The organism is Variovorax sp. CCNWLW235, from assembly GCF_037204085.1.
Lineage (GTDB): Bacteria > Pseudomonadota > Gammaproteobacteria > Burkholderiales > Burkholderiaceae_C > Variovorax.
The window spans coordinates 174,875-197,330 of the sequence record NZ_JBBCBW010000002.1; the positions used below are offsets into that span (position 1 = coordinate 174,875).

Below are 22,456 nucleotides of genomic sequence, written 5' to 3' on the forward strand. Positions count from 1 at the left end.
AAAACCTCAGGCACAAACATCGTCGTCAAGCGGTTCAAGGTGCGAGCTTCCATTGGCCGTTGTCGAGCTTGACGATCACGCGGGCGCGTTCGTCCACGCCGTAGAGGCTGCCGGGCTTGAAGCTGTACACGCCATGCGTACCCACCACCTCCTTGGTGCTGAAGATGGCATCGCGCAGCGCCACGCGAAACTCCGCCGTGCCCGGCTCGGCCTTCTTCATGGCGCGCGATGCGGCATCGGCAAACACCAGCCAGCCGTCGAAGGAATAGGCCGAGAAGGCATCGCTGGTCTGCGCATTGTTGACCTTCTGGAACACCGCGCGGAAATCGGTCGCGATCTTCTTGGTCGGGTAGGTGTCCGGCAGTTGCTCGGCGACGATCACCGGGCCGGTGGGCATCAACGCGTTCTGGCCGGAAGCGCCGACCACGCGCACGAAGTCGGGGTTGATGAGGCCGTGCTGGCCGTACACGCCGCCCTTGTAGCCGCGCTCCTGCAGCGCTAGGAACGGCAGCGCGCCCGGCGTGCCGGCGCCGCCAGTCATCACCGCGTCCGGACGCAGCGCGACGATCTTCAGCACTTGCCCGGTCACGGAGGCATCGGCGCGCGCGTAGCGCTCGTTGCTCACCACCTTGATGCCGGCTTCGGGCGCGGCCTTCATGAGCGCGTTGTAGACCAGGTCGCCCCAGGCGTCGGTAAAGCCGATGTAGCCCACGGTCTTCACGTTGTTGCGCTTCATGCGCTCGACCACGGCATCGATCATCAGCTGCGTGGGCTGCGCAACCGTCATGACCCACGAGTTCTCGTTCGGATCGAGCAGGATGGGCGTGAGGCCGATCATCGGCGTCTTTGCGTCGCGGCCGACCTGCGCCATTGCGATGGCTGCCGGCACGCCCGACGTGCCCATGAGCACATCCACCTTCTCCTCTTCGACGAGCTTGCGCGCATTGCGCCCGGCGGTGGTGGGGTCGGAGCCGTCGTCAAGCACGATGAGCTGCACCTTGCGGCCGTTGATCTCGGGCTTGTAGGCCAGGGCCGCCTGCATGCCCTTCGCATAGGGCACGCCCAGCGAAGAGTTGGGGCCCGAAAGCGACACGCTCAGGCCGACCTTGAGGTCGGCCGCAAGCGCGCTCGCAACGCCGCAGGCGGTCAGCGCCGCGGCGATGGCACCGCGCGTCAAGGTCAGCATCAGGCTCTTCATGTCGTAGCTCCAGTGAGAAAGAATGGAAGGAACGGAAAACTCAGATGAACAACTGAATGGCCGGCAGAGCGCGTCCGGCGTTGAGCAGGTCGATGCGCTTCTCGCGAATGCGCCAGCCCGAGGGCGTTCGCACCAACTGGTGGCGGGCCGTGCCGCTCAGCAATATCTGGGCTTCGTCGCGCGCCTCGACATAGAGGAACGGCGTGCGAAGGCGCACCTCTTCGCCCGTCTCGCTCTCGATGCGCGAAGGCTGGAGCACATGCTGGCTGTGGCTTGCGGGGTGCTGCGAATGGGCTCGCGGGTTCTTCAGCCGGTCTACACGCAGCTGCAGAAGCAGCCGGTCTTCGTAGGCCAGAGAGTTGTGCGAGAACGGATCGGCCTGCGCCGCGCCGAGCAGCGGCACCCAGTAGTAGCCGTCTTCGGCAAAGAGTGCCAGCCAGTCGTCGAAGCGCCGCTCGTCGAGCAACGCGGCCTCGTGCGCAACGAAATCGCGCGGGTCGCCGGTCATGCCGCCACCTCCGAAGCCATCGCCTTCGCCCAGGCGCGGAACTGGTTGCGCATCAGCAGCTCGTTGGTGCCGTTGGTGGTGACGGTGGCTTGTGCGAGCTCGGCCGCATCGAAGTTGCGATGCAGGCTTACCCATTCGTTGCCGCCAGCCCGCAGGCCCTGCTGGATGCTTTCGAACAGGTGCACGTCGTCGTGCGCCACCACCGACATCGGCGAGAAAACGAGTCGGTTGTAGCTCATCGCCCGTTCGAAGAGCAGCGCCGGCGCGCCCGCCGCGCGGAAGCTCCAGGCTTCGATCAGCGTGCGGTCGGCCGCCAGCGGACGGATCACGCGGATGGCCTGCGGAGAGCCCTTCACCGAAAGGCTCGGATACAGCACCGAGTTCTGCGGGGAGCGCTGCAGGATGTCGGCCGCGCGCTCCGCACCGTGCGCGGCCTGCATGGCAGCCTCGTATTCGGGCAGCTGCGCGTAGTTGGAGTGAATGCTGAAGTTGACCCCCAGCACGCTGTGGCCGTTGGCGAACACCCGCCCGCCCATCTTGTCGAAGAACTCGTAGCCAGAGCCGAAGGGAAGGATTTGCTCCATCGCCATCGGCTTGGGGTCGGTGGGCGCATGACCCTCCCACAGCGCCTCGGCCGCCTTGGTGGCCGACTCGTGCGTGGACATCGGATGCACCGTGTCGTTGATGTTCTCGAGGTACATCTTCCAGTTGCAGTGGACGATGTTGCGCAGCACGCCGCCGCCTACCGTGAGCTTGCCCTCGGGCGAGCGGTCGACCATGTTGTCGATGGCGCCGAGCACCTCGCCGAAATAGCCTTCGAACGAAGGGCCGGCATCGGAGAGGCGCACGAAGACGAAGTCGCGGTACACCTTCACATGCTTGACCACCGACAACCCCTGCCCCGATTCGCAGGCCCTGAGCTGGGTGCCCTCGTAGCCGTTCTTCAGCGGCAGGCCGAGCGGCGCGCCGTCGAGCTTGTAGGTCCACGCGTGGTACGGGCAGCGGAAGAAGCGGCCGGTGTTGCCGCACTCGTCCGTGACCAGCTGCGTGCCCTTGTGGGCGCAGCGGTTGTACATGACATGCACCGCGCCGTCGGGCTGCCGCACCATCAGGAGCGGCCGGCCCGCGATCTCCTGCGTCACGAAATCGCCCGCCTCCGGCACCTGGCTCGCATGGCCTAGAAAGACCCAGGTGTTTGCGAACAGGCGCTCCTGCTCCAGCGCGAATATCTCGTCGCTCAGGTACAGGTCGCGGTGCACGCGGTCGTCCTGCACCAGGGCGGCAATGCGATCGGGATGATGGCGGTAGCTGGTCATCGGCGGGCGCTCGGTTTTTGTGTCAGGGAACCAGCTTCCACTGGCCCTTGTTCATCTGCACGATCACCACGCCGCGCTGGTCGGAGCCATAGCGGTCGTCGGGCTTGAAGGTGTAGATGCCGTGCGTACCCACCAGCTCGCGCGTCGCCACGATGGCATCGCGCAGCGCCGTGCGGTACTGCGGCGTGCCCGGCTCGCCCTTGGTGCGCGATGCGGCGTCGGCCAACAGCAGGTAGGCGTCGTAGGTGTACGAGGAGAAAGCATCGGTAGGCACCGCACCGTTCACCTTCTGGTAGGCGTTGCGAAAGCCCATTGACACTTTCTTGATCGGGTTGCTGTCGGGCAGCTGGTCGGCCACCAGCACGGGGCCGCTGGGCACCTGCAGGCCTTCGATGGAGGCACCGCCCACGCGCACGAAGTCGGCGTTGATGAGCCCATGCGTGCCGTAGATCTTGCCCTTGTAGCCGCGATCGGCAAGCGCGATGTAGGGCAGCGCACCGGGCGTGCCCGAGTTACCTGCAAAGACGGCATCGGGCCGGGCCGCGACGATCTTCAGCACCTGCCCAGCCACCGACGAATCGCTGCGCGCATAGCGCTCGTTCGCCACCACCTTGATGCCGGCCTTGTCTGCACTCTTCACGAGCGAGTCGTAGGCCAAGTCGCCGAGCGCGTCGGAAAACCCGATGAAGGCGACCGTTTTCACACCGGACTTCTGCATGCGATCCACCACGCCCGCGACCATGAGCGGGAACGGCTGCGACACGGTCACGGTCCATGCACCCTCGGGTCCGGCAATGGTCACGGGCGTGGGCGAGATGAGAGGCGTATTGAGTTCGCGCGCTACGGAGGCGATGGCCATTGCGCCCGGCACGCCGGAAGTGCCGATGAGAACGTCGACCTTGTCTTCGGTGACGAGCTTGCGTGCATTGCGCCCGGCGGTAGTGGGGTCGGAAGCGTCGTCGAGCACGACGAGCTGCACCTTGCGGCCGCCGATTTCCGGACGCTCCGCAATGGCTGCGCGTATGCCCTTTTCGTACGGCACGCCCAGCGCCGCGACGGGGCCTGAAAGCGAGCTGATGAACCCGATCTTCAGGTCGGCTGCCATGGCTTGTGCGGCGGCCATTGCGACTGTCGCGAGGCCGAGGATTCGAACTAGGTTCTGTTTCATCTTGGTTGCTCCGGGTTGTGTTGCTTCTTGCTTCGGTTGGGCGTGCTGTTTTTCAGGGCTCAGGGCGTGTGCACAGGCCACCGGGTACTCCCCTCCGCGAATGTCCCCCGCCTTCGGCTCCTCCTTTATTTCGCTGCGCGGAGCACCCGATGCCCTGTGCACTTGGGCACGCTCTGGGTGTACCGCTGATCAACGACTGCTCTGTGCAACGCACCCGCTGGCGGGGTACCTTGCGCAGCGAAATAAAGGAGGAGGCCGCAGGCCGGGGGACATTCGCGGAGCAAGGCACCCCGTCGGCGGGAGCGCGCCCCAAATGACCCCAGCGGCCCAAGCAGGAAAACCTCATCTCAGGGCACCAGCTTCCACTGACCCTTCTCAAGCTTCACGACAACACGTGAACGCTCGTCGGAGCCGTAGCGGTCGTTCGGCTTGAAGTTGTAGACCGAGTGCGTTCCCACAAGCTCCTTGGTGCTCACGATGGCGTCCCGCAGCGCTTCGCGGAACTGTGGCGTGCCCGGCTCCGCCTTGGTGGCGAGCGCGCGTTGGGCCGCGTCGAGGTACAGCAGCCACGCATCGAAGGTGTAGGCCGAGAAGGCATCGGTCGGCGGTGCGCCGTTGGCCTTCTGGTAGGCCGCGCGGAAGTCCATCGACACCTTGCGGATCGGGTTTTCGCTTGGCAATTGCTCGGCCACGATCACCGGCCCGGTGGGGGCCAGCAAGCCCTCGACCGATGCACCGCCCACCCGCACGAAGTCGGGGTTGATCAGCGCATGCATGCCGTAGATCTGGCCCTTGTAGCCGCGCTCCGAGAGCGCCAGGTAAGGCAGCGCGCCGGGAGTGCCCGAGGTGCCGGTGATCACTGCGTCCGGGCGCAGCGCGACGATCTTCAGCACTTGGCCGGTCACCGATGAATCGCCACGCGCATAGCGCTCGTTAGACACGATCTTGATGCCCGCCGGCTCTGCGCTCTTTTGCAGCGCGCCGTACACCAGGTCACCCCACGCATCCGAAAAGCCGATGTATCCGACCGTCTTCACTCCCGACTTCTTCATGCGCTCGACCACCGCGCTCACCATCAACGGCGCGGGCTGCGGCAGCGTGACCATCCATGCGCCCTCTTCGCCTGGCAGGTTGGCGTTGGCAATCGAGATCAGCGGGGTCTTCGTTTCGCGCGCTACGCCGGCAATGGCCAGTGCACCCGGAGAGCCCGCCGTGCCGATGATGACGTCGACCTTGTCCTCGTCGATCATCTTGCGGGCGTTGCGCGCCGCCGTGGTCGGATCGGACGCATCGTCGAGCTGCACCAGCTGAATCTTGCGGCCGCCCAGGTCGGCCTTGTAGGCGAGCGCGGCCTTCATGCCCTTTTCATAGGGAATGCCCAGCGAAGACACCGGCCCCGACAGCGACGTGATGAAGCCGACCTTGAGATCTGCGGCCCACGCACTGGCTGCGCTGAGTGCGCCGAGGCCCGCGGCAATGGCCGCGAGGGTGCGAATTCGGTTCAGGACTTTCATGGCGGTGCTCCAGGGTGTGATGGATGAACGAAACGAACGCTGAAAAAATCTAGAGGGCGAGACTGCCGACGCTGGTGCCGCCGCAGACGTACAAGATCTGCCCGGTGACAAAGCTGTTCTCGGGCGCAGCAAAGAAACGCACGGCGCGTGCCACATCGGCCGATTCGCCGAGGCGCTTGACGGGCACCGAAGCCGCGAGCGCGCGCTCCTTTTCGCTGCCGGCCTCGACCACGTCGTAGAACATGTCGGTGCGGATAGGACCGGGCGCGACCACGTTCACCGTGATGCCGTCCGCCGCGAGCTCGAGTGCCCAGGTGCGCGCCATGCCCAGCATGCCGGCCTTGGTCGCGGAATAGCTGGTGCGGGTAGCCAGGCCCAGCGCCGCGCGAGACGACAACAGCACCACGCGGCCAAAGCGCTGTGCACGCATCGCGGGCAATGCACCTTGCACGAGCTGGATGGCACAGCCCAGGTGCAGGTCGACGAGGGCATCGAGATCGTCCAGCTTCACCTCGGGCAGCAACGCGGCGCGGATCACGCCGGCGTTGTGCACGATGGTGGTGGGCGCAAAGCGCTCGACCAGTTCGCGCACAGCCTCGCCCGTCGCCGAGCGATCGCTCAGGTCGACCTCGATGCTGTGCAGCTTCGGGTGATCGATCTCGGCCTTGCGGCGCGCGAGCGACACCACCTCGTAGCCCTGCGCGAGCAAGTCTTCGCAGATGGCCTTGCCGATGCCGGCGCTGCCGCCGGTGACCGCTGCGACCTTGCTCATACGCGCACTCCCTGTCTTGCTCCCTCTCCCGCACGCGGGAGAGGGCTGGGGTGAGGGTGCGCGCAAGGCACAGAACCCTCATCCCCCGCCTTCTCCCGCAAGCGGGAGAAGGAGCCAAAGCCAATACCGCACCGCGGACTCACAGCGAAGCTCCCACCAAAGCCAACACGCGCAGCGGGCTGCCGCTGCCCTTCTCGATCTTGAGCGGCGGGCAGATCAGCACCGCACCCGATGGCGGCAGCAGGTCGAGATTGCTCAGGCACTGCAGGCCATAGCGCCCCGCGCCATGCATGTAGTAGTGGCACGGATACGGCGGGCGCAGGTGGTAGCCCTGCCCGGCATCGGTGCCGATGGCTTCGGACCCGAAGCCCAGCACATCGCGCTGCTCGACCAGAAAGCGCACGGCCTCGGTGCTGGGGCCTGGCGTGTGCTGGCCGGTCTCGTCGAAGTTCTGATACGCCTCGGGGTCGCTGCGCTTGGACCAGTCGGTGCGCATCAGAACCCAGGCGCCCTTCGGGATGCGACCATGCGCAGCCTCATAGCGCTCGATGTCGGCCACGCTCAGCAGATAGTCGTCATTCGCCTGCACGTCGGCCGAGCAGTCGATCACGCAGGCGGGCGCCACGAAATGCTGCACGGGAATGGTGTCGACCGAGTTGTTCGGCAGGTCGCGGCCCGAGATCCAGTGGATCGGCGCATCGAAGTGCGTGCCGGTGTGCTCGCCGCACGAAAAGTTGTTCCAGTACCAGGCCGGGCCGCGCTCGTCGTACTTCGACACTTCTTCGATACGGAAGGGCCAGCACTGGCCCATCTCGGGCGGCAATGCGATCTGCGGGAACTCGGGCGTGAGCGTCTGCGTGAGGTCGATCACGCGGATGCGGCCACTCGCCATGGCGGTCACCAGGCTGCCGAGGATTTCGGCGGCGGACATCAGTTCGGTGGTTGTCGTCATCGTGGGTTCCTTCTTCAGCCGCCTGCGGCCAGCTCGCGTTCGAGCACCTTGGGGTTGTCGCGCCAGCGCTCCAGCCACTCCTGCGCCACATCGCCGGGATACACGTCTTCCACGCCATCGCGCAGCGCCTTCACCATGGCGTTGGCCAGTGCGGTTGGTGCCAGCTTGGGCGGCGGTGTGTGCTGGTTCCATTCGTCGTCGATGGGGCCGGGAAACACGTTGATCACGCGGATGCCGGCGGGGCGCATCTCTGCGCGCAGGCACTGCGCAAGCGAATGTGCCGCCGCCTTCGAGGCGCTGAACGTGCCGTGCGGCGGGAAGTTGCTGAGCGCGTAGATCGACAGCAGGTTGACCCACGCCGTCGCGCCCGTTGCACCATCGGCCGAGCGGCCCTTGAGCGCGGGGCCGAACTCCTGCGCAAGGCGCAACAGGCCGAAGTAGTTGATGTCCATCTCCGCCTTGGCCACGTCGGTGCCGCGGCGCGCGCCGATGCCGAAGGTGCGGTGCACCTCGGCGTTGTTGATCACGATGTCGACCTTGCCGCCGATGGAGCCCGCAAGCTCGGTCACCTGGCGGCCGTTGGTGAGGTCGAGCGGCACCAGCGTCACCTGCGGCAGCGCCGAGATGTCGTCCAGCCCGTCACCCATCTTCTTCCAGGGCTCGGCATGGCCGACCCAGACGATGTCGGCGCCGGCCTTCACCAGCGCACGCACGATGGCCTGGCCGGTTTCGGTCTTACCGTCGGTCACCAGCACCTTGCGGAACTTCGGGTCGCTGGTCATCTCGCGCAGCATCTTGTCGTCGGCCATGTGGGGACTCCCTTCATTCGGAAAACCAATGAGAACGGCTTGGCCGGCGCGGTCGAGCCGGGCGCCGACACGGACGCGCTGGGGCGCATCGCCGACCTCGCCATGCAGGTGGACCATGAGCGTTGGGCCGGCATCCAGGTGCACCAGGCCCAGCCGCCAGGGCAGCCGCTCGCGGAAGAACAGGTCGTTGCTGTGGTGCAGCGTGGTGCTGCCAAGCAACTCGCCCTCGCCGCTTTGCGCGCGCCAGCGCAGAGAAGCAGACAGGCACTTGTGGCAGACCTCGCGCGGCGGATACTGCACGGTGCCGCAGTTTTCGCAGGTCTGAAGCTCGAAGCGGCCTTCGGCGGCGGCGGCCGTGAGGCCGAGCGCCACACGGCCGCGTGCGCCGGGCGGCAGGTTCATCTGCCGGGTGCGCAGCACCGGGTTCTTGCGCGGGGGGCGCATCATCGGCATCGTCATGCGGGTCTCCCCAGGATCACCGCGCCTGTGCACAGGCAACGGTCATAGGTCACCATGCCGAAGCCGGCGACGAGGCCCAACTGAGCGTTGGGCACGGCGCGTGCGCCGGCTTGGTCAGTCAACTGGCGAATCGCCTCGACCATGCCGAGGAAACCGCCTGCCGCGCCGGCCTGCCCCGCCGAGAGCTGGCCACCGCTCGTGTTGTTCGGAAAGCTGCCGTCGAAAGTCATTGCGTGGGCCTGCACGAAGGCGGGGCCCTCGCCCTTCTCGCAGAAGCCCAGGTCTTCGAACTGCATCATCACGATGACTGGGTAGTCGTCGTAGGTCTGCACGAAGTCCAGTTGGGCTGGCTGAACTCCGGCCTGCGCATACAGGTCGTCGCGGTCCATGCGCCAGCCGCCCTGCACCATTACCGGATCGTCGGCATAGGCGTTGTGCCGCTCGATGGCGCCGCGGATCACGGCATGCGGCAGGCCCAGGTCCCGCGCGCGCTCCTCGCTCATCACCAGGAAGGCGTCGGCGCCGGCGCAGGGCATCACGCAGTCGAAGAGATGGATGGGGTCGGAGATCGGCCGCGCAGCCATGTATTCGTCCAGCGTCAGCGCCTTCTTGAACATCGCATTCGGATTGCCGAGCGCGTTGGTGCGCTGGTCCACGCAGATGCGGCCGAAGTCTTCGCGCTTCGCGCCATAGGTGCGCATGTAGTTGGCGGTGATGAAAGCGAAGATGGAGTTGGGCCCGCCCGAGCCGTAGGGGTAGCTCGCATCGCGCGCAAAGTTGCTGAAGCTGCCGAGCGTCTGTCGGAAGGAGTCGACATGGTTGGTGTCGGCGCCCACGCAGGCGACGATGTCGGCATCGCCCGCCTGCACGGCGCGGGCGGCGCGACGCAGGCACATCACGCCCGAGGCGCCGCCGGTGGGCACGTGGTCGAGCCAGCGCGGCGAAAGCCCCAAGTGCTGAGTGACGCCCACGGCCGTGTCGGGCGCGAGCGAGAAGCTGCTGAGGCACAGGCCGTCGATCTGCTCCTTGGCAACACCGCTGGACTCGACCAGCGCCTCGATGGCCTGGCCGATGAACCAGTGCGCGGTGCGGGTGGAGTAGCGCACGTAGGGCACCGTGATGGGCACGGCGACCGCAACGCCTTCATAAGAGAACCGTTGCCTGGTCATGCCTGCCCCACTTGTCTTTTCTTCATCGAACGGGTGTCGATGCAGTGGCCCTGCCCCGGCAGCGACTGCGCCATCTCGCGCAGCTGGCCGCGCTGGATTTTTTGCGACGGCGTGAGCGGCAGCGCATCGACGAAGGCGACGTAACCCGGCGCCTTGTAGTAGGCGAGCTGCGCAAGCGCGTGCTGCACGATGCTTGCCGCAACTTGCTCGCGCTGCGACGCATCGGCGTCCTCGCGCATCACGATGCAGGCGAGCACCTCGTCACCGCGCACCGCATCGGGCGTCGCAGCCACGGCAGAAGTCTTCACCGCCGGATGTTGGTTGAGCACGCTCTCGACCTCGACGGCGGAAATGTTCTCGCCGCTGCGGCGGATCACATTCTTCTTGCGGTCGACGAAGAAGAAGTTGCCTTCGGCGTCGCGGCGCACGAGGTCGCCGGTGTGGAACCAGCCATCGGCCCAGGCTTCGCGCGTAGCGTCTTCATCCTTCAGGTAACCGGAGAAGAAGTAGCGCTTCGGGTCTTCACCGGCCGAACGCACGAGCAGTTCCCCCGGCGCATCGGTGCCGACATCGCCGCCGTCTTCGCCCACAAGGCGAATCTCGACGAAGTCTTCCTGCCGGCCGAAGCAGCTTGTTCCCACAAGGCGCGGCTCGCGGTTGGCCATGATGCAGGCGGCCGCGCCGGTCTCGGTCATGGCCCAGGCCTCCACCAGTGGAAAGCCGAAGCGCTCCTCGAAAGGCGCGTGGTTCTTGCGATCCACGCCGGCGCCGAAGCCCCAGCGGATTGCGTGGTCGCGGTCTGCGGCAGACGGTGGTGCCGACAGCAGCATCGCGGGCATCACGCCAAGGTAGTGCACGATGGTTGCGCCGCTCTCGCGAGCGCTTGCGAGCCAGGTCTTCGGGTGAAACCGGTCGAGCTGCACCAGGCAGCCGCCGGCCACCAGCACCACCATCGTGGAGAACGCCATCGCGTTCATGTGGTTGAGCGGCAGTGGCGTGATGACGCGCTCGGCGTCGGGGCGAATGCTGCAGACGCCATCGAGCGCCGCGTACCACTCGCCCGCACGCAGGAAGTAGGCGTTGCTCAGGATGCAGCCCTTGGGGCGCCCGGTGGTGCCCGACGTGTAGAGCAGGCCGCATTCGGTGTCGGCGCCGATGGGTTCGCGGGACCGCGGCGCGGCGGCCTTGGCGCTGGGCACAGCGTCGTCGGGTCCCATAGTCTCGAAGGGCACGCCGGCTTGCGCAGCGGCTGTGCGCAGATCATTCGCGCGTTCAGGCAGCGTCACCGCCAAGCCGATCTCGCTGTGGCCGATCAGGTACACCAGTTCGGCCGAACGCATCTCGGCATTGATCGGCACCACGCTCACGCCCAGTGCGTTGAGCGCGAACCAGTGGAAGAGAAACGCGGGCCGGTTCTCCAGCAACAGCCCCACCCGATGGCCATGGCCGTAGCCGGCTTTTGCGTAGGCAGTGCGAAGGCGCTCGACCTCGGCGGCTGCCTCGCCCCAGCGGATGGCGCCGGCCGGAATGCCGTAGGCCGTGGCGGTGACCGACTCGGTAAACAGGAACTCGGCCTGCGGCGTGCGTGCTGCAGTGGCCGCGAAGACTTGATGGACGGTGACGTGTTGCATCGCGTCCCTAGATGAAGAGCTGCACGGCAGGCAGCGCCGCGTCGCAGTTGAGCAGGTTCACGCGCTTGAGCGTCATGCGTAGCGCGCCGTCCCGCACCGTGAGGTAGTGGAAGAAGGTGCCGACATAGAACTGCAGCTCGTCGCCTTGCGATTCGGTGTAGTGAAACTCGGTGCGCACCACGAAACGGTTGCCTTCGGCGTCGAAGGTCTCGACCACCGGCACCTGCAGCAGATGGTGGCAGCGGCTCGGCGGCTGCTGCGAAAAGGCACGCGGGCTCTTGAGGCGCTCAATGCGCAGTTCGCGCAGCAGCTTGTCTTCGTAGAGGTGCGAGGTGTGGTTGAGCCCGTCTTCCTGATCGGGCACGAGCGGCACCCAGTAGAAGGCATCTTCGGAGAAGAGCGCATTCCACTCCTCATAGCGACGGGTGTCGAGCAGGCGCGCTTCGTTCACGACGAAGTCGATCAGGTCCTGGCGGGTGATCTGGGTCGAGGTGTCGGTGCCGGCCATCACATCGTCTCCGTCATGCGCTGCACCCAGCTGCGGTACTGGTTGCGCATCGGCAGTTCGTTGGTGCCGCCGGTGGTGATCTCGCCGCCCTTCAGCTCCGACTCGTCGTAGTCGCGGTGCAGGCTCACCCATTCGTTGCCGCTCGCGTGCAGCCCGGCCTGCATGCCGCGGTAGGCCTGCAGGTCGTCGTGGCCCACCACCGAGAACGGCGAGTTGATGAGCCGGTTGTACATGGTAGTGCGCTGCAGCAGCTCGGGCGGCGCGCCCTTCAGGCGGAAGGTCCAGCTCTCGATCAGCGTCTTGTCGGCGGAGATCGGCTTCACCACGCGAATCGCCTGGATCGCACCCTTGATGGTGAGGTTCGGGTAGTACACGGTGTTGTGCCGTGCCATGCCGAGGATCTGCGCGGTTTTTTCCTCACCGTAGCGCGCCTTCATGGCGTCGTCGTACTCGGGAATTGCCTTGTACTTGCTGTGGATGCTGAAGTGCACGCCCGTGAAGCTGTGGCCGTGGTCGTAGGTGCGAATGCCCATGTCCTCGAAGAACTTGTAGTCGGACATGAAAGGCACGAACTGCTCCACCGCCATGGGCTTGGGCTCGTCGGCGGGCTTGTCGGCCCACATGCGCTTGGCGGTACCGGCCGACGATTCATGCGCCACCATCGGGTGCATGGTGTCGTTGAGGTTCTCGACGAACATCTTCCAGTTGCACTGGTGCATGAAGCGCAGGCAACCGCCTGCAATTTCTAGTTCACCTTCGGGCGAGCGGTCGGCCATGTTGTCGATGGAACTCAGCGAGTCGCCGAAATACTCGTCGAAGTCCGGACCCGCGTCATTGATCTTCACGAAGATGAAGCCGCGGTGGCTGCGCACGTGCTTGAGCGTCGTCAGACCCTTGGCCGACTCGCACTCATGCAGCGCGGTGTTCTCGTAGCCGGTCTTGAGTGGAATGGCCAGCAGCGAGCCGTCCGTCTTGAAGGTCCATGCGTGATACGGGCAGCGAAAGAACTTGCCGGTGTTGCCGCACGGTGCGCTCACCAGGCGCGAACCCTTGTGGGCGCAGCGGTTCATCATCGCGCGCACGCTGCCGTCGGTGTGGCGCACGACGATGAGCGGGCGGCCGGCGATCTCGTTGCTGATCCAGTCGCCCGGCTTGGGCAGCTGGCTCTCGTGCCCGACGTAGTTCCAGGTGTTGGCGAAGAAGTGCTCCTGCTCCAGCTCGAAGAGCTCCTGGCTGGTGTACAGGTCGCGGTGCACGCGATCGTTCTGCACCAGCGCGCGCACGGCTTCGGGGTTGTCTCGGTACGAAGGCATGGTTTTCGTGGCTCCTTCACATGTCGAGCACCAGGCGCGCACCCTTGGCGCGCGAGATGCAGATCTGCATGACGTTGCCCTCGGCCTTCTCGCGGGCCGTGAGCACGTAGTCGCGATGGTCGATTTCGCCTTCGATCACGGGCACGGCACACACGCCGCATTCGCCGCGCTTGCAGTCGAACATCGGGTCGCAGCCGTTGTCGATCAGGCAATCGAGAATGCTCTGGTCGGCCGCGACGGTGAAGCGCTGGCCCGACTGCGCGAGTTCCACTTCGAAAGGCTGGTCGCCCTCTTCCGCGACGGGCTCGGTAAAGAGTTCGAAGTGCACGCGGTCGTGTTCCCAGCCGCGGGCCTGAGTGCGGGCCAGCACGGCGTCGAGCATGACCTTGGGGCCGCAGACGTAGAGGCGGTCACCGGCCGGCACGTCGTCGAGCAGCGCATCGATGTCGAGTGGTGCGCCGGCTTCGGCGTCGGCATGCACGCGCAGGTCGTCGCCGAGCAGCGCCTGCAGCTCGGGCAGGAAGGCCATCAGCTCGCGGCTGCGGCCCGCGTAGTGCATGCGCACCGGCGCCTCTTCGGCACGGCGGCGCGCGGCCATGGTGGCCAGCGGCGTCACGCCGATGCCGCCTGCCACCAGCACCGAGCCGCCAGGGCCGGTGTGCAGCGGAAAGTCGTTCTTCGGCGCTTCGATGGCGAGCGTATCGCCCTCTTTCAGCTGCTCGTGCATGAAGCGCGAGCCGCCGCGCCCTTCGGCCTCCTTGCGCACGGCAATCACGTATTCGGTCGGCGCGTTGGTGGCGTTGCGCGCGGTCGCAAAGTTGATCAGCGAGTAGTGGCGCCAGTCGGCCTTGCCATCGGGCAGCTTCACCTGCACGCGAATGTGCGCGCCGGCTGCAAAGCCGGGCAGCGGGCGGCCGTCTTCCGCGCGCAGGCGCAGCATGCGGATGAGCGGATTGAGCTGGCGTGCCTCGGCAACGCGGAGCTGGAGCGTGGCGGTGGGTGCGGTCATCGTGCGTCCGTTGTCTCTTCAGGCCAGTGCGTGCTGCGCCAGCGCGGCCTGCAGCTTGTGGCCGTGTTCATCGGCGAGCGCGGCGTCGCGCAGTTCGCGCAGGGTGGCGGGCGCCAGCCGTGCGCCGGCGCGCTCCACCGCGCGCATCACGGTGTCGTAGTTGCGGATGCCGCGCTCGTGCGTGTCGCTGTAGCCTTTGACGAGGCGCTGGCACTGCGCGAGCTCCACCGCCAGCTCGGGGTTGTGCCTGGCGGCGGCGGCAATGCGCTGCAGCCATTCCTCGATGCGACGGTTTTCCTCGGCATAGCGCATCGTCGAAAGGCGCCAGCGCTTGCATGCCGCAACCATGCGCAGCATCAGGTAGCCGTGCAGCGAGCTGGTCTGGATCACGCGGCCGTGCTGCGTGAATCGCTCGACGAGCTTCTTCGGCAATGTGGAGTTCATGAGCCAGCGGCCGACGCCGCCCGGCAGGGTTTCGCAGATTTCCTGCAGTCGCGGATGCATGTATTCGTTGATGGCGAGCACCTGGCCGGGCTGCACGCGGGCCTCGCCGCGCACGCGCTCGAAGCGGGTGGCGCGTGTCTTGAGCGCAGCGACGCGGGCGGTGTCTTCGTACGACATCCAGAGCGCGAGGTGGCGAGCGGTTTCGCGCAGCAACCGTTGCGCGCTGTCGCCGGGCAGCGCCGCAATGGCAGCCATGCGGTCTAGGTAGAGGCCGGCATACGCCGGATCCTGGTAGTCGATGAGGCGACGCACGCCTTCGAGCAGGAAGTCTTGCGCAGCGAGTGGAAAGTCGCGCTGCACGCGCTCGACCAGCACACGCACCGCCGGGTGGCGCGGCTGCGGCGCAGGCGTGGCAACCGGTACATCCTGCTGCGGCTCGCCGTCGTCGCCGTGTTGTGCGCGTTCGAACGCTGCGCCAAAAGCCTTGAGGCTGGGTTTGACGCCCACGCCGCCGCGCTCGATGGTTGATTCGAACTGCGCGCGGCTGAACGGGAGCACGCCCGATCCCGCCAGCGCGCCGAACAGCACCGCACTGATCACGCTGCCCGAGGCTTCGGCGGCCTCGGCCATGTCGAAGCGGATGAAGCGCTTGGCGGCCCGAGCCGTGTGTGCGAGCAACTGCGTGCTGTCGACGCGGCCGTCGCCCAGCGCGCTTTTCTCGGCAATGGAGAACACGCGGTGCGTGGATGCGATGAGGGTGGTGCGGTCGCTGGTGACCAGCCCGCGCTGCACTGCCCGGCCCGCTTCCATGAGTTCCGATGCGAGCACCACGTCCACGTCGCCAGGCAGCGGCATCAGCGCCAACACGGGGCGGCCGCCATCCGATTCGGCCTGCGCCGCTGGATAGAGCTCGACGTAGTAGATGGTGGCCCCTGTGCGCTGCGCCACGCCCGGCACCGAGGTGGTCTGGGCGACGTAGCCGTTGGCTTCGCCCATGTCGACGATCCAGTCGGCGAGCACACCGCCGCCCTCCCCGCCCATGGCGAGGATCGCGATCTTGATAGGTTGGGCCTTGGTCGCCATCATTGCTTCAGAAGGCATAGGCTTCGCGGCGGCGCGCCTCGCCGCGCTGCAGCCAGCCGATGACGGCGCCGCGCACACGCTCGCGCAGCTTGTCCCAGCCTGTCGGGTTGCTCACGACCTGCGCCTTGTAGAACGAGGGGCACAGCACGGCGGCATGCGAAACGTCGCCGCAGTTGCCGCAGCCCACGCAACTGTCGAGCACGGTGGCCACGGGATCGATGCGCAGCGGATCGGGGTTGGGCTTGATGGAGAGCGACGGGCAGCCCGACAGGCGGATGCACGAGTGGTCGCCGGTGCAGGTATCCGAATCGACGCCGAACTTCTCGCGCACCATGCGCTTGCCGTCCGCGATGGCCTTGCGCACGAGCGGCTTCTCGCGGCGCTGCTTGTTGAGCATGCACTCCGATTGGGCGATGAGGACCTTCGGCCCCTTCCTGGTGGTGGTGAGCGCCTCTTTCAGCGCGTCGCGCATGCCGGCCACGTCATAGGTGCGGCGCAGTGTCTTGACCCACTCCACGCCCACACCGCGCACGGCACGCTCGATCTCGTGGCCGGTGCTGCGCGTCTTGTTGGTGGCGTTCGACGAGAGGATGTCCTGCCCGCCGGTGGCCGAGGTGTAGTTGTTGTCGACAATGATGGTGAGGTTGTCGCTTTTGTTGAACACCGCGTTGGCCACGCCGCTCGTGAGGCCGTTGTGCCAGAAGCCGCCGTCGCCCATCATCGAGATGGCGCGCTTGCCGGCGGGTGCATTCAGCGCCGCCGCACCGGCACCGCCCAGGCCATAGCCCATGGTGGTGTTGCCGATGTTGAAGGGCGGCAGGATGGAGAACAGGTGGCAGCCGATGTCGGCGCTCACGTGATGGGCGCCGAGTTCGCGCTCGACCAGCTTCATTGCACTGAAGATCGGGCGCTCGGGGCAGCCGGTGCAGAAGCCCGGAGGACGCGCATGCACCACTTCGCCGAGCGACGTGGACGGCTGCACCGGCTCCGGCGCAGCGTCGACGCCGATGGCGGCTACTTCCCTCAGCGGAATCACCTTGCGCACCGGCGTGGGCACCGGCAGCGGTGCGAGCCGCTCGTAGCGCTCGCAGAAGGTGCGTGCACCCTTCAGCAGCTCGGACGCCGTGTACTCGCCGGCCACGGGCAGCATGTCCTTGCCGTGCAGCACGGTCGTGGAGCCTGCCTGCCGCAGGATGGTCGCGAGGTTCTGCTCGACGAAGTTGGGCTGTCCCTCTTCGACGATCAGCACCGCACGCTTGCCTTCGCAGAAGCGGATGACCTCGCTCTCGATGACCGGGTAGGCCACGTTCATCACGTAGAGCGGCACCTGGGTGTTGCCGTACACGTCGGCCAGGCCCAGGCGCTCCAGCGCGCGCAGCAGCGTGTTGTAGCTGCCTCCCTGCACGATGATGCCGATGTCGTCGGCGTCTTCAGAGAAGAATTCGTTGAGCTTGCGCTCCTCGATGAAGCGCACGGCGGCGGGCCAGCGGTCCTTCACCTTTTCTTGTTCGTGCACGAAGCTCGCAGGCGGCAGCACGATGCGGCTGACGTCGCGCTGCGGGTTCTCCAGCGCCTCTTGCAGCGTGAACTTGGCGCGCTTGTTGTCGCCTGCTATGAAGTGGCCGTGCACATGGCAGGCGCGGATGCGCAGCTGCAGCATCACGGGCGTGTTGCTGGCCTCGGAGAGATCAAAACCCGTTTTCACCGCATCGACGATGCTCGGCAGGTTGGGCCGCGGATCGAGCAGCCAGATCTGCGACTTCATTGCGAACGCGTGGCTGCGCTCCTGCATGATGGAAGAGCCTTCGCCGTAGTCTTCGCCCACGATGATGAGCGCGCCGCCGGTGACGCCGCCCGAGGCCAGGTTGGCCAGCGCGTCCGACGCCACGTTGGTGCCCACGGTGGCCTTGAAGGTGACGGCGCCGCGCAGCGGGTAGTTGACGGAAGCGGCCAGCGTGGCGGCGGCGGTGGCTTCGCTCGCACTGTTCTCGAAGCGGATGCCCTGCTCGGCGAGGATGTCCTGCGCATCGGCCAGCACGTCCATCAGGTGCGAGATGGGTGCACCCTGGTAGCCGGCCACATAGGAAACTCCCGATTCGAGCAAGGCCTTGGTGACGGCCAGAATGCCTTCACCACGGAACACCTCGCCCCCGGAAAGTCGCAACTTCTTGACTTCTTCGACGAATGAACGCTCAGCCATGTGGGTCCTTCTTCTTTCTCGTGGGAGGATGCGCTTCAGCTGCCACATCACGCTTTCTATAATGTTGACAAATGAATGTATCCACAATCATGAATTACCCTAGACATGCAAGCAGCGTGCCTGCGGCCGGCATGAGGCGCTTGGCCACGAGGTGCGTTCATGGCTGAGCAATCTCCTAAAACACATCGCTTCGTCGATGACTACCTGCCGGCATTGCTGGCGCAAGCCAGCCAGTTGATCTCCTCGGAGTTCCACGAGGTGGCGCGCCAGCAAGGCTTCTCTGTTTCCGAGTGGCGGGTGATGGCCTCGCTTGCCGGCAGCGAGCCGATCAGCATCGGCCAGCTTGCGCAGGTAACGGTGACCAAGCAGCCCACCGTCACGCGCCTGCTCGACCGCATGGAAGCGCGCGGACAGGTCGAGCGGCTGCCCCATGAGAGTGATCGCCGCATCACGCTGGTGCGCATCACGCGCAAGGGCTTGAAGGCAGTGGAGCATCTGATGGAACTCGCGCGCGACCACGAGCGGCGCGTGCTCGAACCCTTCGGCCTGCGCCGCGCCGAAGAACTCAAGCAGACCCTGCGGCAGATGATCGACCTGCACGTGCATGTGCCGGTCGAGGAGCCGGAGGAAGACTAGGGCACGAGCACGGCGCGGCCGCGGTGGCCGCGCTGCGCAATCCAGTCGAGTGCAACGGCGGCGTCTGCGAGCGCAAAGCTGCGCACGTCGAGGTGCAGGCGGCCATCTGCAAGCCGCGCAAGCAAGCCAGGCACCGCCGCACGGCCAGCGGCCTCGCGCCTGAACATGTTGAGCGGCAGCAGCGCCACATCGTGCTGCAGAAAGTGGGCGATGTCGAGCTGCAGCGTGGGGCCTGCGGTGTAGCCGATGAGCACGGCGCGGCCGCCTGGCCGCACGGCGGGCAGTACCGCCGAGAGGACGCTTCCTCCCACCGTGTCGATCAGCAGGTCCGCACTCGCGACGGGCGGAGGCTCTGCGTCCGAACCGACCGCCGCCGCGGTGCAGCCGGCTTCGATTGCGAGCTGCACGGCCAGCGAGCCGACGGCACCGCTCGCGCCCGTTACCAACACCTGTTCGCCGGCCTGCAGCCTGGCGACTTCATGCAGCGCCACCCATGCCGAGGTGGTGGGCGAGAAGAACGCGGCGCCGAGGGTCATGGGCAATGCATCGGGCAACGCGCCGAGCGCTTCGTCGGGTGCATCGATCAGCTCGCACCAGGTGCCGTCGAACAGCGTGCCCAAGCCGCTGCCGCGCAGCCAGACGCGTTGGCCTGCGGCGTAGCGTTCGCTCGCGACGACGATGCCGGCGGCTTCCACGCCCGGCGTGTACGGCAGCGGTGGATGCCGCAGGAAACTGCCGCGCCACACGGTGCGATCGATGTGGCCGACAGTGGCGGCCTGCATGCGGACGACGGTGCGGCCCGGACTGTGCACCGGGTCGGGCACTTCTTCCAGCACGGGCTGTGCCTCGAAGCCGTGGATGCGAATCGCCTTCACGGCAGCGTCTCAAAAAAGTCGAGCACCGTTAGCGCAAAGGCCTCTGGCATCTGGTCGGGCAAGGGAACCATGCCGCCTTCGACGTCGACGATGCGCGCTTGCGGCAGGTGGTGCTGCAGCTCTGCCGCATGCGGCGCGGCGAACGGATCGTGGGTTGCGCGGATGATGAGCGCGGCGTGCGTCACGCGGCCGATGCGGTCTTCCATGCGGTACGACGCGACGGCACGATGGCCCTCTTCAACCCGATGGCCGACCTTCAACGCATCGAGCACGAAGGCCTCGAGCAGGTCGGGCCGATCGGGCGGATAGAAGCCCTGCCGCTTTTGCCACAGTTCCGCGAGGTGGCTTCCATCCTCGCTAGCCGCGACTTCGTCGATGGGCGGCCGTTGCGCTCGCGCGCGGCGAAAAGCTTCGTCGGTGAACGGCGTGGACGACAGCACCAGGCCGCGCACGTGGTCAGGAAAGGCGGCCGCCAGTTCGATGGCCACGACGCCGCCGGTGTGATGCCCGACGACATCGGCATGCGCAATGCCCAGCGCATCTAGCAGCTCGCACGCCACGCGCGCCCATTGTTCGATGCTCGCCGGCATACCGCCGTCAGCGGAATCGCCGAAGCCCGCGGTGTCCATCGCGATGGCCCGATAGCGTGCACCGATCAGTGGAAGCACTGCACGGTACTCGGCCCAGCTGCGGGGCGACTGGTGCAGCAGCAGCACGGCCGGTGCATCTGCATCGCCGCACGCCGCGTAGTGCACCTGCCCCACCGACAGGTCGGCAAAGGCGCGGCGGATGGTCATGACAACGTCTCGTCAGCAGGCGCGCGCCACAGGCCTGCATGCTTCAATTCGCCGAGCGTGCGCGACAGCACGTCGCGTCGGTAGGCGGCGATGTCGCGGCCTTCGTAGTCGTAGAAGCCGCTGCCGCTCTTGAGACCGAGCCGCCCTTCCTCGACCATGCGATCGACGATGGCCGGCGCGGTATAGCGCCCCTTGTCGATCGAGGCCGACATTTCTCGGCTGGCATGGTGCAGGATGTCGCAGCCGCCAAAGTCGATGAACTCGACCACGCCGAGCGCGGCGAAGCGCAGGCCAAGGCCGTAGCGCGTGGCCTTGTCGATCTCCTCCGCCGTGGCGGCGCCCTCCTCGATCATGCGGGCCGCTTCGTTCATTACCAGCGCCTGCAGGCGCGGCACGATGTAGCCCGGCGATGCACCGCACACCACGGGTAGCTTGCCGATCTCTTCCATCAACGACTTGGTACGCGCGAGAACGGCCGCATCGGTGCCGGGGTGACAACTGAGTTCGACCACGGGAATCACATACGCCGGGTTGAGCCAGTGCATGTTGAGGAAGCGCTCGGGCAGCCGCACGAGTGCCGCGAGCTGCGTAACCAGAATGCTGCTGGTGGTCGAGGTGAGGATCGCATCGTCGCGGCAGTGGCGGTTGAGGTGCTCGAACGCTTCGCGCTTGGCGTCCATGGTTTCCGGCACGCCTTCGAACACCAGTTCCGCGGCGGCCAAAGCCTGCGGTGCTTCGGCGGCATTGACCAGGCTCACCCGTTCGGCGATGGCCTGTCTCTGCTTTGCATCGATCACGCCGAGCTGCGCCAAGCCCGCAAGGCTTGCTTCGATCTCGGCCCGGGCCTCGCCTTGCAGGCGCTGCCAGGCTTCATCGCTGCGCTGGCGAAGGTCGATCAGCGAGATGCGGTGGCCTGCGTAGGCGAATGCAATCGCAATGCCGCGCCCCATGCGGCCCGCACCGACGGCTGCGAAGCGGGGCAACGGCGCGCGCTCACTCGCCATCGTGCAGCCTTTGCTTGAGCTGCGCCGCGCTGAGGCCGGCAAGGCCCAGGCTTTCGAAGGTGCGCGGGCCTTGGCGCAGGTCGCGGCCGAGAAAACCGCCGACGATGGCAAGCAGCCCGTGTGCGATGGGCGCATCCACGCCCGCATGGCGCGCGGCAGAGGCGAGAAATGCGAGGCCGAGTTCGGTGTCTTCGGTGATGTAGCGGTGCGTGTGCAGGTCGATGTTCTCGCGCCAGTCGCCGGATTTGACGAGCTGCTTGTGCGCATCGCCGTACATCCACTGGTCGTTGTTGTAGTGGTCGGCCAGCGGATAGTGCGGCGCACTGTGCCCGAAGGCCTCGCGCACGGCCATGCGCTCGCGGTCGAGCCGGTCGGTCACGTCGCGCACCGCACGCTGGGTGCCCTCGTTGTGGATATCCCAGCGCTCGAAGTGCTGCAGCGGCGCGGCGTTCATCACCATGAGCGGCGGGTGGATGACTGGGCCGGCATTCATGAGAGCGCCCGACAGCGCATCGCCACAGCCGTGCACGGCGGGATAGGCCCTGCGGATCACTTCGATTGCCTCGGCTTCCTTGCGGGCCGGGTAGACGCCGGTCGGCAGGCGGATGGCGCGGATGGTGACGTTTACTTCGCGCTCGCCGTGCTTGCGCGCGAGGTACGGCAGCGTCCCGGTCTCGGCCCAGGCGACGTCGGCACGGCTGCCGGCCTCTTTCACCGTTCGCGCCATCACGTAGCTGCCGAAGGTGCCGGGCGGCAGAAAGACGACCTGGCCGTCGACGAGGTGAGGCGCCATGGCCAGTGCGATGTCGTGCTGTGCAATGGCAGGCGTGGGAAGAACAATCAGCTCGGCACCCTTCAGCGCCGCGGCGATGTCGGCGGTGGCGAGTGCGAGCGGCACCTCGCGCGTGCCGTCGGCATCCTTCAGCGTGATGGCGCCCGCTTGCAACACCGCCTCGAGCGCGGCGGCATCGCGGCGCCACAGGCGCACCTCATGGCCGGCTTCGGACAGGTCTGCGGCAGCCGCGTAGGCGCCATGACCACCACCAAGAATCGCAATTTTCATATTCGAAATTTGAAAAGCAGATGTCGAT

Annotated in this window: 20 protein-coding genes; 1 reads left to right on the plus strand and 19 read right to left on the minus strand. The window is 66.5% G+C overall.

Features of this window, described 5'->3' with window-relative positions; genetic code table 11:
- Nucleotides 1-34: 34 nt before the first annotated feature.
- The 15 genes from V9L21_RS03295 to V9L21_RS03365 form a co-directional block, all read right to left on the minus strand.
- Nucleotides 35-1,198 carry an ABC transporter substrate-binding protein gene (locus tag V9L21_RS03295; protein WP_337309133.1) on the minus strand — a complete coding sequence of 388 codons (1,164 nt, stop codon included), beginning with the start codon at nucleotides 1,196-1,198 and terminating at the stop codon, nucleotides 35-37.
- Between the two features lie 40 nt (nucleotides 1,199-1,238).
- Nucleotides 1,239-1,706 (minus strand): aromatic-ring-hydroxylating dioxygenase subunit beta, encoded by a 468-nt coding sequence (locus V9L21_RS03300; protein ID WP_337309135.1) that lies wholly within the window; start codon nucleotides 1,704-1,706, stop codon nucleotides 1,239-1,241.
- Nucleotides 1,703-3,022, minus strand: a complete 1,320-nt coding sequence (locus V9L21_RS03305; protein ID WP_337309137.1) for an aromatic ring-hydroxylating dioxygenase subunit alpha — start codon at nucleotides 3,020-3,022, stop codon at nucleotides 1,703-1,705. Before V9L21_RS03305 ends, V9L21_RS03300 begins: the two co-directional genes overlap by 4 nt.
- Before the next feature lie 22 nt (nucleotides 3,023-3,044).
- Nucleotides 3,045-4,190 carry an ABC transporter substrate-binding protein gene (locus V9L21_RS03310; RefSeq protein WP_337309139.1) on the minus strand — a complete coding sequence of 382 codons (1,146 nt, stop codon included), beginning with the start codon at nucleotides 4,188-4,190 and terminating at the stop codon, nucleotides 3,045-3,047.
- Nucleotides 4,191-4,537: 347 nt separating this feature from the next.
- On the minus strand, nucleotides 4,538-5,704 hold the full coding sequence (locus tag V9L21_RS03315; RefSeq protein ID WP_258504886.1) for an ABC transporter substrate-binding protein: 1,167 nt from the start codon (nucleotides 5,702-5,704) through the stop codon (nucleotides 4,538-4,540).
- A 49-nt stretch (nucleotides 5,705-5,753) separates the two neighbouring features.
- Nucleotides 5,754-6,476, minus strand: a complete 723-nt coding sequence (locus V9L21_RS03320; protein WP_337309141.1) for an SDR family oxidoreductase — start codon at nucleotides 6,474-6,476, stop codon at nucleotides 5,754-5,756.
- A gap of 139 nt (nucleotides 6,477-6,615) precedes the next feature.
- A complete protein-coding gene (locus V9L21_RS03325) occupies nucleotides 6,616-7,428 on the minus strand; it encodes a cyclase family protein (protein ID WP_337309142.1) in 813 nt (270 codons plus the stop codon).
- Nucleotides 7,429-7,442: 14 nt separating this feature from the next.
- Nucleotides 7,443-8,696, minus strand: coding sequence for an SDR family NAD(P)-dependent oxidoreductase (locus tag V9L21_RS03330; RefSeq protein ID WP_337309144.1), 1,254 nt, complete (start codon nucleotides 8,694-8,696; stop codon nucleotides 7,443-7,445).
- The gene (locus V9L21_RS03335; protein ID WP_337309145.1) at nucleotides 8,693-9,865 is read right to left on the minus strand and encodes a thiolase family protein; all 1,173 of its coding nucleotides are present in this window, start codon (nucleotides 9,863-9,865) and stop codon (nucleotides 8,693-8,695) included. Before V9L21_RS03335 ends, V9L21_RS03330 begins: the two co-directional genes overlap by 4 nt.
- Nucleotides 9,862-11,496, minus strand: coding sequence for an AMP-binding protein (locus V9L21_RS03340; RefSeq protein ID WP_337309147.1), 1,635 nt, complete (start codon nucleotides 11,494-11,496; stop codon nucleotides 9,862-9,864). Before V9L21_RS03340 ends, V9L21_RS03335 begins: the two co-directional genes overlap by 4 nt.
- 7 nt (nucleotides 11,497-11,503) lie before the next feature.
- Nucleotides 11,504-12,004, minus strand: a complete 501-nt coding sequence (locus V9L21_RS03345) for an aromatic-ring-hydroxylating dioxygenase subunit beta (protein WP_337309149.1) — start codon at nucleotides 12,002-12,004, stop codon at nucleotides 11,504-11,506.
- A complete protein-coding gene (locus V9L21_RS03350; protein WP_337309151.1) occupies nucleotides 12,004-13,317 on the minus strand; it encodes an aromatic ring-hydroxylating dioxygenase subunit alpha in 1,314 nt (437 codons plus the stop codon). Before V9L21_RS03350 ends, V9L21_RS03345 begins: the two co-directional genes overlap by 1 nt.
- 16 nt (nucleotides 13,318-13,333) lie before the next feature.
- Nucleotides 13,334-14,326, minus strand: a complete 993-nt coding sequence (locus tag V9L21_RS03355) for a PDR/VanB family oxidoreductase (protein WP_337309152.1) — start codon at nucleotides 14,324-14,326, stop codon at nucleotides 13,334-13,336.
- Between the two features lie 18 nt (nucleotides 14,327-14,344).
- Nucleotides 14,345-15,853 carry an indolepyruvate oxidoreductase subunit beta family protein gene (locus V9L21_RS03360; protein ID WP_337309582.1) on the minus strand — a complete coding sequence of 503 codons (1,509 nt, stop codon included), beginning with the start codon at nucleotides 15,851-15,853 and terminating at the stop codon, nucleotides 14,345-14,347.
- 7 nt (nucleotides 15,854-15,860) lie between these two features.
- A complete protein-coding gene (locus tag V9L21_RS03365) occupies nucleotides 15,861-18,053 on the minus strand; it encodes an indolepyruvate ferredoxin oxidoreductase subunit alpha (protein WP_337309154.1) in 2,193 nt (730 codons plus the stop codon).
- 159 nt (nucleotides 18,054-18,212) lie between these two features.
- Between V9L21_RS03365 and V9L21_RS03370 the strand changes: the two genes are divergently transcribed.
- Entirely contained in the window at nucleotides 18,213-18,689 is a 477-nt protein-coding gene (locus tag V9L21_RS03370; protein ID WP_337309156.1) for a MarR family winged helix-turn-helix transcriptional regulator, read from the plus strand.
- On the opposite strand, the gene V9L21_RS03375 is transcribed toward V9L21_RS03370, so the two are convergent.
- Genes V9L21_RS03375 through V9L21_RS03390 form a run of 4 tightly spaced genes read right to left on the minus strand, consistent with a single transcriptional unit; the run spans nucleotide 18,686 to nucleotide 22,428 of the window.
- Nucleotides 18,686-19,564, minus strand: a complete 879-nt coding sequence (locus V9L21_RS03375; protein ID WP_337309158.1) for a quinone oxidoreductase family protein — start codon at nucleotides 19,562-19,564, stop codon at nucleotides 18,686-18,688. The two genes, V9L21_RS03370 and V9L21_RS03375, sit on opposite strands and share 4 nt — an antisense overlap.
- On the minus strand, nucleotides 19,561-20,361 hold the full coding sequence (locus tag V9L21_RS03380; RefSeq protein WP_337309160.1) for an alpha/beta fold hydrolase: 801 nt from the start codon (nucleotides 20,359-20,361) through the stop codon (nucleotides 19,561-19,563). Before V9L21_RS03380 ends, V9L21_RS03375 begins: the two co-directional genes overlap by 4 nt.
- Entirely contained in the window at nucleotides 20,358-21,365 is a 1,008-nt protein-coding gene (locus tag V9L21_RS03385; RefSeq protein WP_337309162.1) for a 3-hydroxybutyryl-CoA dehydrogenase, read from the minus strand. The genes V9L21_RS03380 and V9L21_RS03385 overlap by 4 nt, the downstream gene beginning before the upstream one ends.
- Nucleotides 21,355-22,428 carry an NAD/NADP octopine/nopaline dehydrogenase family protein gene (locus tag V9L21_RS03390; protein ID WP_337309164.1) on the minus strand — a complete coding sequence of 358 codons (1,074 nt, stop codon included), beginning with the start codon at nucleotides 22,426-22,428 and terminating at the stop codon, nucleotides 21,355-21,357. Before V9L21_RS03390 ends, V9L21_RS03385 begins: the two co-directional genes overlap by 11 nt.
- Between the last annotated feature and the right edge of the window lie 28 nt (nucleotides 22,429-22,456).